The sequence below is a fragment of the Micropruina sp. genome (assembly GCF_047602085.1).
Taxonomy (GTDB): Bacteria; Actinomycetota; Actinomycetes; order Propionibacteriales; family Propionibacteriaceae; genus Micropruina.
The window spans coordinates 205,379-221,318 of record NZ_JASGID010000004.1; the positions used below are offsets into that span (position 1 = coordinate 205,379).

General features: G+C 64.6%; 13 protein-coding genes. 7 read left to right on the forward strand and 6 right to left on the reverse strand.

The genetic code is table 11. The annotated features are described in order from the left end of the window. The first annotated feature begins 75 nt into the window (after positions 1–75). Both QM721_RS07320 and QM721_RS07325 read left to right on the forward strand, forming a co-directional pair. Positions 76–483 carry a hypothetical protein gene (locus QM721_RS07320; protein ID WP_415120490.1) on the forward strand — a complete coding sequence of 136 codons (408 nt, stop codon included), beginning with the start codon at positions 76–78 and terminating at the stop codon, positions 481–483. A 699-nt stretch (positions 484–1,182) separates the two neighbouring features. Beyond that, a complete protein-coding gene (locus tag QM721_RS07325) occupies positions 1,183–2,250 on the forward strand; it encodes a DUF4241 domain-containing protein (protein ID WP_415120492.1) in 1,068 nt (355 codons plus the stop codon). Between the two features lie 178 nt (positions 2,251–2,428). On the opposite strand, the gene QM721_RS07330 is transcribed toward QM721_RS07325, so the two are convergent. Further along, positions 2,429–3,642, reverse strand: a protein-coding gene (locus tag QM721_RS07330) for an IS3 family transposase (protein ID WP_415119878.1) whose coding sequence is annotated in 2 segments (ribosomal slippage) — positions 2,429–3,367 and positions 3,370–3,642 — 1,212 coding nt in all. Because the reading frame shifts where the segments join, the coding sequence is not laid out codon by codon here. Positions 3,643–3,720: 78 nt separating this feature from the next. On the opposite strand from QM721_RS07330, the gene QM721_RS07335 reads away from it, so the two are divergent. After that, positions 3,721–4,917, forward strand: a complete 1,197-nt coding sequence (locus tag QM721_RS07335) for an ATP-binding protein (protein ID WP_415120494.1) — start codon at positions 3,721–3,723, stop codon at positions 4,915–4,917. After that, positions 4,914–6,188 carry a tetratricopeptide repeat protein gene (locus QM721_RS07340; RefSeq protein ID WP_415120496.1) on the forward strand — a complete coding sequence of 425 codons (1,275 nt, stop codon included), beginning with the start codon at positions 4,914–4,916 and terminating at the stop codon, positions 6,186–6,188. Before QM721_RS07335 ends, QM721_RS07340 begins: the two co-directional genes overlap by 4 nt. Before the next feature lie 398 nt (positions 6,189–6,586). Here QM721_RS07340 and QM721_RS07345 read toward each other — a convergent pair whose 3' ends face one another. Next, a complete protein-coding gene (locus tag QM721_RS07345; protein WP_415120498.1) occupies positions 6,587–7,798 on the reverse strand; it encodes an MFS transporter in 1,212 nt (403 codons plus the stop codon). 116 nt (positions 7,799–7,914) lie between these two features. On the opposite strand from QM721_RS07345, the gene QM721_RS07350 reads away from it, so the two are divergent. Continuing rightward, positions 7,915–8,787, forward strand: coding sequence for a helix-turn-helix domain-containing protein (locus QM721_RS07350; RefSeq protein ID WP_415120500.1), 873 nt, complete (start codon positions 7,915–7,917; stop codon positions 8,785–8,787). 283 nt (positions 8,788–9,070) lie between these two features. On the opposite strand, the gene QM721_RS07355 is transcribed toward QM721_RS07350, so the two are convergent. The 3 genes from QM721_RS07355 to QM721_RS07365 form a co-directional block, all read right to left on the reverse strand. Beyond that, positions 9,071–10,618 (reverse strand): hypothetical protein, encoded by a 1,548-nt coding sequence (locus tag QM721_RS07355; protein ID WP_415120502.1) that lies wholly within the window; start codon positions 10,616–10,618, stop codon positions 9,071–9,073. After that, positions 10,605–11,471, reverse strand: coding sequence for a hypothetical protein (locus tag QM721_RS07360; RefSeq protein ID WP_415120503.1), 867 nt, complete (start codon positions 11,469–11,471; stop codon positions 10,605–10,607). The genes QM721_RS07355 and QM721_RS07360 overlap by 14 nt, the downstream gene beginning before the upstream one ends. Positions 11,472–11,570: 99 nt before the next feature. After that, a complete protein-coding gene (locus QM721_RS07365; RefSeq protein ID WP_415120505.1) occupies positions 11,571–12,566 on the reverse strand; it encodes an NADP-dependent oxidoreductase in 996 nt (331 codons plus the stop codon). Positions 12,567–12,720: 154 nt separating this feature from the next. Between QM721_RS07365 and QM721_RS07370 the strand changes: the two genes are divergently transcribed. Further along, positions 12,721–13,164, forward strand: a complete 444-nt coding sequence (locus tag QM721_RS07370; protein ID WP_415120507.1) for a MarR family winged helix-turn-helix transcriptional regulator — start codon at positions 12,721–12,723, stop codon at positions 13,162–13,164. Continuing rightward, positions 13,161–13,796: an NAD(P)-dependent oxidoreductase gene (locus QM721_RS07375; RefSeq protein WP_415120509.1), complete on the forward strand. Its 636-nt coding sequence runs from the start codon at positions 13,161–13,163 to the stop codon at positions 13,794–13,796. The genes QM721_RS07370 and QM721_RS07375 overlap by 4 nt, the downstream gene beginning before the upstream one ends. Positions 13,797–14,415: 619 nt before the next feature. Here the strand turns inward: QM721_RS07375 and QM721_RS07380 are convergent. Then, complete coding sequence (locus QM721_RS07380; RefSeq protein WP_415120511.1) at positions 14,416–15,765, reverse strand: MFS transporter; 1,350 nt, start codon at positions 15,763–15,765, stop codon at positions 14,416–14,418. Between the last annotated feature and the right edge of the window lie 175 nt (positions 15,766–15,940).

A 15,940-nucleotide genomic window follows, 5' to 3' on the forward strand; every position in this document is an offset into this window, starting at 1 on the left:
TCGCGTCGGTCGTGCACCAGAGGCCGTTGACTGTCCAGCGCCCGGCCGCCGGGAAGAGGCAAAGGAGCCGTTTCCATGCAATTCGCGTTCGCAATCATCTCGATCCTGATCAGCATCGCAGCACTGCTGTTGCTGATCGTTCGGTTCAAGGTGCACCCCTTCATCGCGATGGTGTCGGTCGCGGTGGCGCTCGGGCTCATCTTCGGAATCCCGCTGGTCGGCGACAAGGGCATGCTGCACGTGCTCGCTGCCGCACTCGGACCATCGCTGGCGCACGTGCTGCCACTGGTCGGCCTGGGCTGCATCGTCGGCGAGATCATCTCGCACTCGGGCGGTTCGGAACTGCTGGGTCTTCGAATGCTGAAGATGGTTGGCCCGACGCGGGGTGCGTTGGCCCTGTCGCTGGCCGGCCTGCTGGTCGGCAGCACCATCTTCTTCCACACCGCGGTGATCCTGCTAGCTCCGGTGGCGATAACGTCGTAACCGGCGCCGGTCGCCGCGACCAACTGCTCCCCCACCGGCGCGGACGTGCTCCGGCTGGACACCCCGAGCAGTTCACTCACCCGCTGCAGCGGTCGCAGGCTGTCGGCGAACGGCAACACCGGAGCCATCGTCCGGCTGGACGCCACCGCGACGGTGCGCCGGTCAGCAGCGGCCAGTTCGCCGGCGAGTGCGCGGGCGGCGAGGCGTCCGATCACGTACTCGTCTTCTGCGACGTTGCGGTTGAATTGCTGAGCGACCCGGACCTCCACCGGCCACCCGGCCGAGCCCCAACGGATGCTGAGCTCCTGCTCTAACTCAGGACGCCTGTCGTGCGCCTCGGTCAGCCGGAACCGGACGATCCCACGCTGGCGGGCCTCTTCGAGCATCCGTGAGACGGCGGCCCGACTCAGCGTTCGCAGCGCGGCGATCTCGGACTGGGAACGGCGTTCGCCCCAGTAGAGCTGGGCGATCTCGCGCAGGCGCCGCTCATGCTGCAGCATCTCTTGAACCGCGGTGGACTCCATCGTCCTCCTCCCATCGGGTGGCAACATCGTGCCCGGCGCCTGTGCCGCGACGCCAGTGATCGACGCGCTTTTGCCAATAACCCCAACCGTCGTGAGTGGGTGGGCCGCCGGGGCTCGGACTCCTCTTCGGACGTGGAAATCCCGCCCCAGCGAGCCGGTCAAATATCATGCCGCGATGAGCACACTGTGGAGCAATGGCCCCCAGGCCAGGGTGCTGCGGTTCTGCAGCGATTTTGAGGCGGCGTGGCGCATCGTCTGGCCCATGTTCGAAACGTCCACCTTTTTGAGTCCGGAAGAAGAGGCCGCGCGGGCATCATGGCGGGCATCGATCGCTCGGCTCAGGGAAGATCACTGCACCGAATCGTCCGGGTTCAACCCCACGGGGATCGGGCGGATCCCCAATCACAGCTCCGAGATGGAAGAGGTCGTGAACTCGACGGTTCGCGGTAACACCGCCTGCGTCATCACCAAGCACGCCCGGTTCACCACTCTGAACGAGTACCGACTGCGGATGGAAGGTGCCGACTGGAAGATCGAGAAGATCGTGAAAATCGACCCGGCAGACTCCAAACCGTTCACCTCCAAACAGAAGATCAACACGCTCACCCGAGGGTGCTCCCCCCATGCCGAGCTCGGGGCCCTGCCCGCCGCGCAGGCCCAGATGGATGAGTTGTTCAACTTCACCGAGCGCTCGGTGACCCGCCACGGCGAGACGACCCGTACCGAGATCTCTCGAATCGGAACCCTAACCACGAGCAGCGGTGTGCTGGCTGTGCTGGACTTCGGAAGCGACAACAGCGATGCCCGACCGCTGGCTCGCAGCGTGGCTCAAGGGGCGTACCCGGTGGAGCGGGTCACCGGTTTCGGCCGCAACGCCGCGGTGCGCGTCCTCTTCAGCGACGAGAGACCGACCTCATGGCATCCGGCACGCCTGCCCGACAGCGGCCATGTTTTCAGCGTGGACGCCGGATGCGCCTGCGTCGCCGACTATGCCGCTTACGCGTCGATGACCCCTCGCGACAAAGCCGCGCTACACGGCGACTTCATCGCCGATCAGCGTCCCGCTGCGCGCGAGTTCCCTCTGGGCAAATCCGACGTCGGGGTCGTTTTTGATTCGGGTTTCGGCGACGGCGGTTACCCGGCATATTGGGGAATGGACACGCAAAGGAGGGTTACGCAACTCGTGATCGACTTTCTTGTTTTGACGGCTCACGACGATGACGGAGTCATCAGACACCTGTAGGCGACCACACATCGGCTCGGCTGGGGCATCGCTCCACGGGCCGGAACGAGACTCTTCCGTGACGGCAAGAAGCAACTGCCCGCTGCTACAGTCGGGAACTCGGCGTTGCTGGGCGGTCGACTCCGTTATCGAAAGGAACATGAGGTTGACCCCAAAATCCGGACAGGTGGTTGTTTGGTCAGGCGGCCTGGAGGGCCGGCTGGTCGGTCTGTCGGGCCAGGTGGTGTTCGTACTGTAGTGGGCTGAGGTAGCCGGTCTTGGAGTGGCGCCGGCGGGCGTTGTAGAACCCGTCGATCCAGGCATAGACGCCGCGGCGGGCCTCGACGATCGTGGCGAACACGTGCCGGTGGTAGTACTCGTTCTTCAGCGTCGACCAGAACGACTCGGCTGCCGCGTTGTCCCAGCACACCCCGGTGCGTCCCATCGAGCGCAGCAGGTCGAGCTGGCCGGCCACCTCGGCGATCTGCTGGCTGGTGTACTGACAGCCCCTATCGGCGTGGAAGATCACCTTCCCGGGCAGCTCACCGCGCAGAGCGACGGCCTGACGCAGCGCGTCCTCGACGAGATCGGCCCGCAGGTGGTCGGCGATGACACGGCCCAGGACCCGGCGGGTGTGGCCGTCACGGACCGCGCACAGGTAGGCCCAGCCCTCACCAGTGGACAGGTAGGTGATATCGGAGAACCAGGCGACATCGCGGTGTCCCTTGTCGAAGTGGCGCTTGACCAGGTCCGGTGCCGGGTCGGGGTTCGGGCCGGGCACCGTGGTCGGCGGATGCCAGGTCCGGGGACTGATCCCGGCTATCTTGGCTTGCCGCATGAGCTTCGCGACCGTCTTGCGCGACACCGTCTCCCCAGCCTCCTGCAAGTCGGCGCGGATCCTCGGCGCCCCATACGTGTGATCGGAAGCCTTGTGGAACTCGACGATCTTGCCGGTCAGCTCGGCCCGCCGCTGCTCGGCGCGAGTCGGGCCGCCGCGACGACGCTTGCACCACTCGTAGTAGCGGCGCCGGTCAACCCCGATCAGCCGGCACATCCGGCTGATCGTGTAGTTCGCCTTCTCCGCGTCGATCACCTCGAAGCACTCCTGCCGGGAGTGTTCTTCGCCGCGAAGAAGGCTGCGGCTTTTCCCAGGAACTCGTTGTCCATCCGCAGTTCGGTGTTCTCGTGCCGCAGCCGTTCCAGCTCGGCCCGCTCCGACACGTCCAACGGCGCCTCCGGCGGCGCACCGATCCGGTCCCGCTCGGCCTGGACCCAACGGCCCAACAGCTGCGCACCCACGTTGATCTCGGCCGCGACCGCCGCGATCGTGCGGCCGGTGTCGATCACCAGATGCGCAGCCTCACGCCGATACTCCGGGGTGTAACTCTTCCGCTTCTTCGAAGTTCCCATCAAGGACATCCTCTCCGGCGGTCTCCGACAAGGGAACCCGCCAAGACGGTGTCCGGGTTACGGGGTCAACCTCAAACACGCATGGCGGACGCTGGTTTTCTGGCCCTGATCGAAGCGGAGGTCGCGAGAGAGCCCCATAACCTCGCGTTGCGTGAAGACTTCATCGTCTTGCTGCTGCAAACAGATCCCGATCGCGCTGCAGCGGAGCTCGCCACCTTTGAAGCCAACGGTGGCGACGCCTCCCGCGCACAGGTACTGCGAGTGCGCATCATGGCTGCGCGCCTGCGCGGCAACGATCAAGCCGCCACCCCGGAACCGGCCCCATCATCACCGCTGGTCGGCAGCCTCTACGAAGACTCCGTCGTTGACGACGATGCTGCACGCGATGCCAGCCTGTGGCCGGCTGAACGCCCCGTCGTCACGCTGAGCGACGTTGCCGGGCTGCACGAAGTCAAGCAACACCTCGATTCGACCTTTCTCGCCCCGCTGCGTAACCCCGAGCTGGCTGCGGCTTTTGGGCAGAAGCCCGGCGGCTCGCTGCTGATGTACGGTCCACCCGGCTGCGGCAAGACGTTCATCGCACGCGCGATCGCCGGAGACCTCGGTGCATCGTTCCTCCACGTCACGCTTGCCGACCTGCTGAGCAAATGGCTCGGGGACAGCGAAAAGGTCGTACAAGGCGTGTTCCGCAACGCACGAGCCGCCTCGCCGTGCGTCATCTTCTTCGACGAGTTCGACGCCATCGGCGCCCGCCGCACCTCGGGCGGCGGCGGGTCGCAGGCGATGCGGATGATCCTTACCCAGTTGCTCGAGGAACTTGACGGCGTCAAGAGCGCAAACGACGGGGTGTATTTTCTGGCCGCGACGAACCGCCCCTGGGACATCGATCCCGCGCTCCGGCGTCCTGGGCGTATCGACAAGACGGTTCTGGTTCTCCCACCTGATCGCGTAGCGCGCCAGGCCATCCTCGACAATGAACTCGCAGGAAAGCCGGCCGCTGAGGTCAGCACAGAGCGGATCGCCGCCGCGACCCAGGGTTTCTCCGGTGCCGATCTGTCGCACGTGGTGCGATCTGCCCTACAGCGGGCGCTCACAGCGTCGATGGCGGCAGGAAGCGTGGTTCCCGTGACGACCCAAGACCTCGTCAGTGTGGTCGAATCCATCACCCCGTCGACCGCATCGTGGTTCGATCAGATCGCGCCGGTGCTCGATTACGGCATCGACGACGGGACCTTCGAGCAATTACGGGCCTACCGGGTGAAGAATGGCTACCGATGAGCGCGAACGACGAAACCGACCTACTCGATCAGGATGTCGATCTCGCCCTAGCGCTCTATAAGGCTCAACCTGAGCATCCTCAGATCGCCGCGCTCGCCTCACGGGTGCTCGCGTCCAAACCGGATCACACCGGCATGAAGTTGCTGCTGGGAAACCACTTGCGGGCCTGCAAGAGATACGATGAGGCGCGCACGATTTTTCAGGGCATCGCGGGCCAGAACGACACCTTTCTTATAAACGCCGCACAATATCTACGCGAACTCGAAACACTCGTGTGCAATTACGAAGCGGCGTTGACCTGGGCTGACCTTGCCCGACAACTCGACCCCGAAGGATGGCACAATCAATTGCACTACGGAGGGATCCTGGCGCACACTGAACGCGCCGATGAGGGCTGGAGACTCATGGAGGAGGCGGTGGCGCTGTGCGCCCATACCGATCCAGACAATCTTGGCAATGCCCGGATAGTAGAGAGCTACTATTTGATCATGACCTACGCGCCGCCCGAGAGATTCGTCCCGAGCGCCGAGGAAGCGATCCGTCTCGACCCAAGCAACTCTTACATCAGCGACGTATTGCTCTATGCCTATCTCCTCCAAGGCAGATTCGAGGACTGCCGAAAACTCGCATTGCGACTGCTGCGCGAAGACCCCACCAATAGCGCGGCAGGAAGCCTCATGAGAATGTTTCGAACATGGGACATGGCACTCGAAACCAACCCGCAGCTTTCTTACGCGCAGATTCATGAATCTGGAATCCTGGCAAGGTACTGGACGCAGATTGGCGATGAGCGTGTCGGAGTGGGCCCCAGCGCCGCTCTCGCGGCACTCGACGCTGTCTTGCCCGCTGCGGTGAGCGACACGCTCTTGCCCGGGCTGTCTGCCGAGGAGGCACGCGACACGTTGGGCGAGGCGGCACTGGTCGCCTGGCACGACGGCCAGCGTCCCGGGGCAGGCGACGCGTGGGGCCTGGGTGGCGCCTTCCGTCTTCTCTCGTCGGCGGAGATCGCGCAGCTCGAGGACAGCTTCCGGGCCGACGCGGAAGCCCACCCGCAATGGCAAGAGACCACCGCATTCGACGCGTTCTGGTTGCTGATGACCGACGATGCCGACGCCTACGTGGTGTGCCTGGCCGACGGCAGTATCGCGATCAGACGCCCCGCCATGCCCGACGAAAAGATCAGTCCGTGCCTTTCCGACTTGCTGTGGGGACTCGTTGTTGCCTTCGGCGGCACCGACACGAGACCACCCGGACGCAGAGGGGCGCACTGACCGCGCGAATGAACGTGGAACCCGTCATCTCGTTCACGCTAAGGAGACGCTGGTTTTTCGCCGGTCGAGCCTGTCGAGACCTCAAGCTGGCTTTCCACCGGTCGAGCCTGTCGAGACCTCAAGCTGGCTTTCCACCGGTCGAGCCTGTCGAGACCTCAAGCTGGCTTTCCACCGGTCGAGCCTGTCGAGACCTCAAGCTGGCTTTTCACCGGTCGAGCCTGTCGAGACCTCAAGCTGGTTTTTCGCCGGTCGAGCTTGTCGAGACCTCACACGGAGTGCTCTCACTAGGCGTTTCGACAAGCTCAACCAACGGTGGACGCATTGCTCAGCACTTTCCAGGGAAAGCGACTGAGCCCCCGTCCCGCGGGGCAGCTAGAACGATGGTCCGGTGCGGCGACCTATGGCCTCGATCCACTGAGCGCCAGGAACACAAGGGTGAGGGCAAGAGCAAGCATCGTCGAAGACGTCAGTGCGTACGCTCCGATCCCGGTGTCGCCGGCTCCAACGAGAGAGATGACGAACTCGGCGAGTGGTGCGCCCATGCTTGCTCCGCCGAAGATTGCGGTTGAGTAGAGGGCGTTCGCAGCTCCCCCGGCTCCGGGCGCGGCGGCCATCACTTCGGTGACGGTAGCGGGCGCGGCGATGGCGATCGCTCCAGCGGTCACCAGCATCCCGAGGCCGAAGACAGGAATGGACAGTAGCCCCGCGGTCGCGAGCAGCCCCACGACAAGGGTGGATGTCCCCGCCACGGCCATACTGGCGAGCAAGCGAGTGCGAACCGCAACCCTTGCGAGGAGGGGACTAAGGAGCGGTACCGCTGCGATCGCTGGAAGCGCGCTGATCCGCAAGACGAGCAACTCGCCGGGGTCGTCGGTGCGCCCAGAGAGTTGGAGTGCGGCGTAGAGGCCGACGAAGACGGTGAGGTAGCTCAGCGCGGCCACGAAGAGCAGGACCAACCGAGGTTGGCTGAGCAAGCGCGGGATCGTGCGGTAGACATCCGCGATGGACGCACTGGTGCGCCGCGTCGGCGAGAGCGGCGATGCACGGGGAATCAAGACCATCACCAGAACCATGCACATGGCGATCACGGTGGCGAACAGGCCGAAGACTCCGGTGACCCCCATGGTCGGTAGCGCGAGCTGGGCCGAAACCTGCGCGACGACTGCTGACGCCATTCCTGCGGAGATGATCGCCGAGGTGGTCACAAGGCGATGTGCCGGCGCCACTCGTGTTTGCGTGAGGACGAGGATCGCTGGGGTAAACGGTGCCGCAGCGAACCCTTGCACGACACGTCCGACGAGGAACACCGGCCAGTTGGGGGCAAAACAGACGACGAGCGTGCCCGTGAGCACCACCCCCACGCTCACGATCATGACCATTCGCGGTCCGAAACGGTCGCTCAACGGTCCGAACAGAAGAAATCCGGCGGCGTAGGGCAGCGCGAAAGCCGTGACCGCGAGCGTCGCTGTGCTTGCCCCGGAGAATCGTGCGAGTTCGTCCAGCATCGGCAGGACGACGTAGAGCTGCCCCAACACAAGCGTGAGCGCCAGCACTCCGACAACGATCACGCGCCACGCGGCCAGCGCATTCCCCTCGGCGTCAATACTCATGACTTCACCGTGCCGCTGCGCCACCAGATGAGGAAGGCCCGCTCTCAGCGGGTCATCTCATACCTGGCCACGCCATGCCCACCCTCCCACGCGGGTCCCGCCGTAAGCTTCGGAAGGTGAGCAAGCAGATGGGCATCCGAGAGTTGGGCGAGTTCCTGCGCAGTCGGCGCGCGCTACTCACCCCCGCAGATGTCGGCTTGCCCACGGGAGGGAACCGGCGCGTGCCAGGGCTCCGCCGAGAAGAACTCGCGATCATCGCAGGCATCAGCCCAGACCACTACCAGCGGATCGAGCAGGGCCGGTCTGCCCCATCGGTCGCAGCGATCCGAGCCATCGCCGACGCGCTCCGGCTCACCGCCGACGAGGAGCACTACCTGCGCCGCCTGGCCTCAACCGACAGCACAGTGGGGACGTCAGGGGTCGAGCACCGCGTCGGTATCCCCGACCACATCCTGAAGCTCGTTGAGTACAGCGAATCGCCGATTTATCTTCTCAACCACCGGCGCGACATCCTCGCTTGGAACCCCGCCGCCAGGACCCTGCTCTGCGACTTCGATGACATCGAGCCAGAGAACCGCAACATCGCTTGGCTGATCTTCACCGACAGCCACTTCCGCAGCCTTTACCGCGAATGGGATGAAACCGCCCGCACGATCGTCGGCGTGCTGCGCTACGCCGAAGGCGACCACCCTGAAGATCAAGAACTGAAGCACCTCATTGCCAGGCTCACCACAGCATCATCGGTGTTCCGCAGCCTGCGTGAACGTCGCGAGGTCGCGCAGAAATGCGGCGGTTTCAAGACCCTGTGCCACCCATTGATCGGCGACATCACCCTCGTTCATCAGAGCCTCAGCGTCAACGGCAACCCGGACCTCGAACTCAGCATGTACACAGCCCACGACGAGACGTCCAAGACCGCGCTTCAGTTTCTGAGCGCCTGGGACACCACGCGCGCCGCCGCCGAATCCCGGCCAACGCCAGCAGTCTGACGGCGCCCTCCATGTGCCGCTGGAAGACCGGGTCGCCGTTGGCTAGGGAAGCGCTCATTTTCGCTGGTCGAGCTTGTCGAGACTCCGAACAGAGTGCTCTCGCTAGGGGTCTACACCATCGCCGCTTGCTGCTGGGTCGCCCGCGTTCAAATCTGAAGCGCAAGGATGACATCAGGCCTGCTGCCTCCTAGAACCCGGCCGCAGCACGCGCGATCAGCGTGGTGCGACCGCACTGCGCCTGTAGATGTGGACTCCGCGAGGAAACCCCTTACCAACGCCCCGGCTACTCCGGAACACTATCCGCCGGTGTCGGCGATCCCACTTTCGACGGGGCGACACCGAGGAAGTAGGCATCCGCTTCAGCAATGGTGTGGAGAATCTGCTCCTCAGCCACGCCAAGAGATCGAGCGAGTTCAATCGAGCCTAGGAGTTGGAGTTCGACATTCGCGGTGATGTCGAAGGAGCGTCTCTGAAGGTCGCGGTAGTAGTCGTGCTCCGCGAGGATACGGACGTATTCCGCCTGGAGTTCCGCATCAAGCCCGTCCACGTAGGCCTGGATCTCACCTTCGCGCGCTCTGATTGCGTCGTTCTCGGCCTCGCTCAGGAAGTTCTTACCCTGACCGACGATCATGCTTGCCGCGATAGAACCTACGACCGCGCCAAGGATCGGGATAGGGATGAGAACCTGACCGATCCCTGCTCCTACCGCAGCGCCCGTCGCCTCGATCGCGTTGAAGAACACGAGGTCGGCGAACTCATCGTCATCGAGCTTCCCGGCCCTCCGGTTTGCCGTAGCGGTTGCGAGCCCGATCGTTCCCGACGCGACGGCGGCGGCCGCGGGCGCACCCATTCGACAGATCTGTGTGAGTCCGTAGATCGCAAGACCCGACACCCCACCCTTGAGGCCACCCTTGGCGGTCTCAATGCCTCCCGCGCGCCAATCGTCCTTGCCGAACTCCCAGATGCTGGTGCCTTCACGGTGCCTGCAGTAGACGTACATCCCAAACGACAGCACGCCCTGGACTGCTGCCGCTGTGCCGGCAACCTTTGCCGCCTCGCCCCAGGACGGCGCAGCCTGCTGAGCCGCGCTGGCCCGCTTCGTATCAGAGTCGTCCCTGACCTGCTGTCGCTGCTCTTTCGCTCGTTGACGCATGGCGGCGGTCTTCTCATCCAACGTGTCGCTGATCGCATCCCGTTGAACCTCGGCGTACTCCAACGTGGAGGGCCTCATCCAGTTGGTGTACGGCTCTCCGCGCGCAGTGCTCTCCTGCTCGATGAAGTCGCGGATTGCGTTGACCTTCTTGGCGGACAGGACTGAGCCATCAACTTCGAGGTATGTCTCGCCTCGCATGATTCGGTCGAATACCTCGAAGTGGTTCTGGGGGAACATCATCTTCATGTCCCGGTAGTGCACCGACTGAAGAACCTCGTTGTATGGGTTGGCGTAGAATTTCATCTGCACCGGGACGCCCCACGAGGTGAGGTCTGCTGGGCCATTGTCGGCGAGTACGCGGGTCAGAGGTCGGATGCCGTTGATCGCGCGCTCTGCATTTGTGACTCCTGCTTCGGCGTACTCGGCGGTGAACCCGTGTACCCCTGTCGAGCCACCGCGGTTGGCATCGATGATTCCCTGCGCGTTGATTCGTGCCAGGTCGAGGTGGAGCACTGCGCGCGCCTCGCGCGATGCCACCGTAGCGAGTTCGTCAGTCTCGCTGACGAGAATCCGTTCCAGGGTCGATACGAACTCCGCGAGTCGCGTTGATTCGAGGTATCTGACCTGCGCCGCGATGCCCTGCGCCACCGCGTTGTCGGCAACGCTACGCTGCGGCATCGACTGCGATCTCCTTGTTGATCAACTGTGCGAGCGTGAGGTTCGCATTCACGAGCGCCGCCGCCAGCCGCTTCTCATCGTCAGAGAAGGACTGATAATCGGCAGTGGGAATTCGGCTACTCAACCCGGCGACTTGCTCCATCTGGGTCACGGTCAGCTCCAGCAGCGCATCGACCTCGGCGCTCGTTTGATCGAAGCGCCGGATTGCGGCCTCAACTTCGAGCCGCTCCTGGTTCAAGTCCTCTGCCGCCTTCTTGTTCTTCACAGCGGCGGCGGCCGCGACGCCGACCGAGACCAGCGCCGCCCCACCCGCGATGGTCCAGCCGACCGGCCCAGCCAAAGCGAGGAGTGCGGTACCCGCCGCCATCCCTCCGCCGCCTGCCACGAGCGTGCCACCACCAAGCCAAGCGAGGGCCGCGCTCGTCGCGGCTGCGCCGGACAGGCTCGCGATGGCCGTGCCGGTGGACGCAACCCCAAAGGTCGTCGCGACACCCATCGCCACAGTCGGACCCATGGTCGCGACCGCGACACCGAGCGCACCAAGCGACGCACCTGCCGCAGAGCCCTTGGCGTTCCGCTTCGCCTGCGCTTCGGCCTTCGTGATCTCACTCTGCTTGCCCTGGAAGGAGCGGATCTCCGCGGTAGTCCGCGCCAACGAGACCTTGAACTCGCGGGGCACGTTCGCGAGGGCGTTGATGTGATCGAAGACGGCCCGGACCTGCTGCACCGCCCCCACGCGGAGGCTGTACAGCGCCGCTACAGCAGTCTCGAACTTGCCAGTCGACGCGACATACCGCTCGACCGCTTCGTTGAAGCTCTCAACGGCACGCTTCCGCAACTTCGCGTTGAACAATACGCATTCCATCCCCACGTTGGGTTGACCCTATTCGTCACCGATCACGTCGTGACAATGACTTTGCCGTGAATCTCCGACAGGTCACAGTGACGGCGGTCAGGAAAGGGAAACAACGAGCTTACCGCGTACGTGACCGCTGTTTAGTTCGGCGTACGCGACGCGCACCGACTCGAGGGCGAAAGGGTAGACGTGGGCGAGTGTGACCTTGATGGTGCCGTTCGCCACAAGGCCCACCACCTCTGGGAGGTCTTCGGGTTGGGCGTGGCGGGAACCGGTGAACTGGGCACCCCGGGTGATCGCGCCGGGCGAGGGAACGAGCGTGCCGATCGCACGCCCGGGCAGCCCAAGAGCGAAGCCGAGCTTGACGTACTCTCCGCCGTAGCAGTCGAGAAGCTTCGTGACCGGTCGTGGCGCAGCGGCGAGTATGCGGTCTTTGATGCCCTCGCCGTGGGCGACGGGGATCGCTCCGAGCGAGCGGAGATAGTCGGCGTTGCGTTCACCGGCGATGCCGATGACCGTCGCGCCACGCTGCACCGCGAGCTGCACAGCGAGAGAGCCCACTCCCCCTGATGCTGCGCTGATGACGAGCACGTCGGATGCGGTGAGCGCGATCTGACGGAAAGCCCCACACGCGGTCTGCGCGGCCACTCCCAGGGAAGCGGCGATATCGAAACTCAGGCCCGCAGGCTTGAGGACCACATCACTGACGGGCGCAACGAGCTGCTCAGCCAGCGCTCCCCTCGTGTCGACACCGGGTGCGCCTCGGAGCGTTCCGAGAACCTCATCGCCCACCGCGAAGCCAGTTACATCTGAGCCGAGGGCCTCGATCACGCCGGCGAAGTCTCGTGCGACACCGCGCGGAAACCGGGATGCGGCAGGCTCGAACCAGCGCTGCGGATGAATGAGTCTCTGAACGAACGCGACGAGCCTGAGCCGCCGGTCACCAGCGAATGTCTTCGCTTCTAACGGGTTGAGCCCTACCGCCTTGACGGCAAGGCAGACCTGATCATGTTCCGGGGTCTGCTCGGCCACGTAATCCATCTCCAGGACGTCAGTGCCGCCGAACCTCCGATACTGGATGACTCGATTCATCAGGTGCTCCTCCCTGCCGTGGTCGCACGACACCGAGGTGTGTCGTCAGCCTCTGCACATTTACTATGATAGTCATATTCTATGAGATGCGTAATAAGCGGGTATCGTGTGAGCTGTGAACACAGCGAACCAGCCGACGGCGGCAGCCGCGATCATGGCTCTGCGCCGACTGAACAGCGCCTTAACGATCAGCAACCGCGTGGTGAGCGCACAACTCGGCCTGAAAGACAGTGACCTTGCCGTCCTCGACTGTCTCGACCAGGAGGGGCCGCAGACTCCGACCGCGCTGGCGCGAAGAACCCATACTCATGTCGCGACAATGACCGGGATCCTGACCAGACTCGAACGAGACGGCTGGATCGAACGGCGCCCCGTGGGCACCGACCGGCGCTCGGTCGAGATTCACGCGACGGGTGTGCAACGTCTAACCGAGACCTACGCGCAGACCAACGAACAGCTCACAGCCCTCCTGGCTTCGTGGTCACCTGAGCAGATGGAAGCACTTCTGATCTTCCTCACCCGTGCCAGTGAGATCGGCTCAGAGTTCTCTGCGCGGCTTGGCGGCGTCCCGGCACCGGGCCTGGAGTCGGGCACGTGAGACTACTGGTCGCGGGCGCTACCGGAACAGTCGGCCGAAACGTCGTCGCGCAGGCACTCGAACGCGGCCACGATGTCACAGCGATCGCCCGCCGACCGGATGCGTTACGCATCAAGCATCCACGGCTTCGCACCGTCGCGGCCGACATCCTCGACCCCGACGCGGTCGAGCCACTGCTTGACGGCGTTAATGCGGTCATCAGCACAGTAGGTATAGGTACCTCGAAACAGCCCACGAGGCTGTACTCCGAAGGAACCCGCAACCTCGTGAACGGGATGGCCCGCCACGGAGTCTCACGAATCGTGACCATCTCATCCGAGGTCGCAGACCACTGGGCTCACCAGTCGCCACTCAAGCTCTGGGTCGTGCTGCCCCTGTTGCAACGCTTCCTCGGTGCAACGTACGACGACATGCGGAGGATGGACATCGTGCTGTGGGAAAGCGCAGCCCAATGGACCACAGTGCGTGCTCCATACATTCGCGACCGCTCCGGAACGATCCGCTACCGGATCGCCACCGACAAGCCGCTACGCAGAGGGTTCAGCATCACCGCACCCGACATGGCGACGGCACTGTTGGATATCGCCGACCGGGGCGACCTCGACAGGAGTTTCGTGTTCGTCGCGAACTAGGGAAGCACTGATCAGCTCAACCACCGCTGGTTGAGCTGTCGAAGTAGCTAGGGCTGGTTGAGCTTGTCGAAACCCCTTGCCGGAGCATTCATATTCGAGGTCTCGACAAGCTCGACCAGCGGTTCTCGGGCTCCGTATGACTCCCAACGCCGAGCCCGACGTGGGCCAGCGCTGACTGCGCGGCGCGATACTCGGCTGCTTGGTCTGCGGTCGTGATGGCCTTGGCATCGCCCAGCGGTGCCGGGCCGGTGATCTCGCAGCGGCAGCGGTACAACGCCACCGTCGCCGCGTGCGCTTCCCAGCGCTCTCGCGCCTCGGGATGTGGCCCCGGCTGTCCGAGCCGAGCGACCCATGCGGCTCCCGCGTCTTGGGCAGCGTGCAGGAGTCGGCGCGCTGCGATCTCGATGAGCGCCGGGACACGAGCCGCCGTGCTGCGCGCTGAGGCTGACGAACTCCGCAGCCTTGCCGTCAACGATGCCGCCCGACTGATCGGGGCCAACCATGAAGAGCAGGAGCTGCGGTGACGGCAGGCGGCGGAGCGGGAGCGGCAGCTCAGCGACCCGTTCGAGCAAAGACCCCACCGCAGCGCCCCGCGCCGCGATGGGCCGACGCGAGGTTTCTAGTCCGGCTCGGAGTGTCGGCGCATGGCGTGGATCGAAATGATCGCGAGCAGCAGGGCGAGGATGGTGCTGGCGAGCGTGATCGCGCTGAACGCAGATGCCGGGCTGTCGGTGGTGAGTGCGGGGATGAAGATCGCGCCGAACAGGGCGACGGCGATGGCTTCGGTGCCAACTCGTATGGTGTTGATCCATCCCGCCGCCATGCCCGCGTCCTCGTCCGGGGCAGCGGCGAGACCCTCGTTGTCGACCAGGCCCGCGTGCATGCCGAACCCGGCTCCGAGCAGCATCATCGCGGGCGCGAGCAGCCACACCGACACGACGGCTCCCGCCGCGACGAGCCCGGCACCCGCGGCCATGAGGATCACAGAGACAGTCAGCACGTTCCTGGCCGGGATCTTCCGTACGACGAGTGCACCGGCGATGAGCGGCATCGCCAGGGTCGGGAGTGTCATGAACATCACGAACATGCCCGACCCCGCTGGGGTGAGGCCGTAGATCGCCTGCACGAGCGCTGGCGTGTAGGTGACGATCGCGGCGAACGTGAAACTCGCGACCGCGACGACGAGCGTCACCCCGAGGAAGCGGGGGTGGCGGATCAGGGCGAAGTCGAGCAGCGGATGCTCCGTGCGGCGCTCCCACCACATCAGCGCGGCGAACGCGAACACCGTGACGGCGACGAGCGCAATGACCGGCGCGGACACCCACCCGGTGTCGGAGCCGGTGACCAGTGCGGCGACGAGGGATGCGGTCGCGATGAAGAACAGGATCGCGGCGGGCCAGTCGAACGGTGCCGTGGAGCGTGGCTCCCCGTGCAGCAGGCCACGGGTGCCGAGCATGAGCACAAGCGAGATGCTGAGCAGTCCGCCTTGGATCGCGAAGATCGCCTGCCAGGACAGGGCTCCAGTGAGGAACCCGCAGATCGTCGGTCCGAACGCGAGTGCCAGGCCCGCCATCGCACCCAGCAGTGAGAACACGCGAGCACGGCCCGTGCCCGTGTAGACGACCGAGAGCAGTGCGGAGCCGACGGAGAACACTGCGCCTGCGCCGAGTCCCGCGAGGATGCGGGCGGCATCGAGAATGAGGTAGTTCGGGGCGAGCACACTCACGACCGATCCCGCGATGAAAACGACCACCCCGAGCTGGAACGACACCCATCTGCCGATCCGATCAGCCAGCGACCCCCACGCCAGCGTGGAGGCAGCGAAGGTGATGTTGAACCCGTTGAGCGCCCATTGCTGACCAACCGCCGACTCACCCAGCGACGCGGCAATATCAGCCAAGGCGACGGCGGTTCCCGATACCGATAGCGGCACCACGAACACTGCGATGAGCACCGCGACCAGCAGCACTCCACGACCCTTCACAGGCTCCTCGACCTCAGCGGTTCCGGCTTCGCTCATCAGTCCTCGTTCCCCTCGCCTCCTGCGATACGTCAGCGCCCATCCTATCCGTAAGTGAAACATATACGTTTCACTTACGGCGGTCTGTGGGATGTTCGCTGCGTAGGATTGAGGGCATGGGAGC

Coding starts and splice junctions, on each gene's coding strand:
- QM721_RS07320 (WP_415120490.1), top strand. CDS start 76: ATGCAATTCGCGTTCGCAATCATCTCGATCCTGATCAGCATCGCAGCA.
- QM721_RS07340 (WP_415120496.1), top strand. CDS start 4,914: ATGAGCGCGAACGACGAAACCGACCTACTCGATCAGGATGTCGATCTC.
- QM721_RS07345 (WP_415120498.1), bottom strand. CDS start 7,798: ATGAGTATTGACGCCGAGGGGAATGCGCTGGCCGCGTGGCGCGTGATC.
- QM721_RS07370 (WP_415120507.1), top strand. CDS start 12,721: ATGGCTCTGCGCCGACTGAACAGCGCCTTAACGATCAGCAACCGCGTG.
- QM721_RS07355 (WP_415120502.1), bottom strand. CDS start 10,618: ATGCCGCAGCGTAGCGTTGCCGACAACGCGGTGGCGCAGGGCATCGCG.
- QM721_RS07335 (WP_415120494.1), top strand. CDS start 3,721: ATGGCGGACGCTGGTTTTCTGGCCCTGATCGAAGCGGAGGTCGCGAGA.
- QM721_RS07365 (WP_415120505.1), bottom strand. CDS start 12,566: ATGAATCGAGTCATCCAGTATCGGAGGTTCGGCGGCACTGACGTCCTG.
- QM721_RS07325 (WP_415120492.1), top strand. CDS start 1,183: ATGAGCACACTGTGGAGCAATGGCCCCCAGGCCAGGGTGCTGCGGTTC.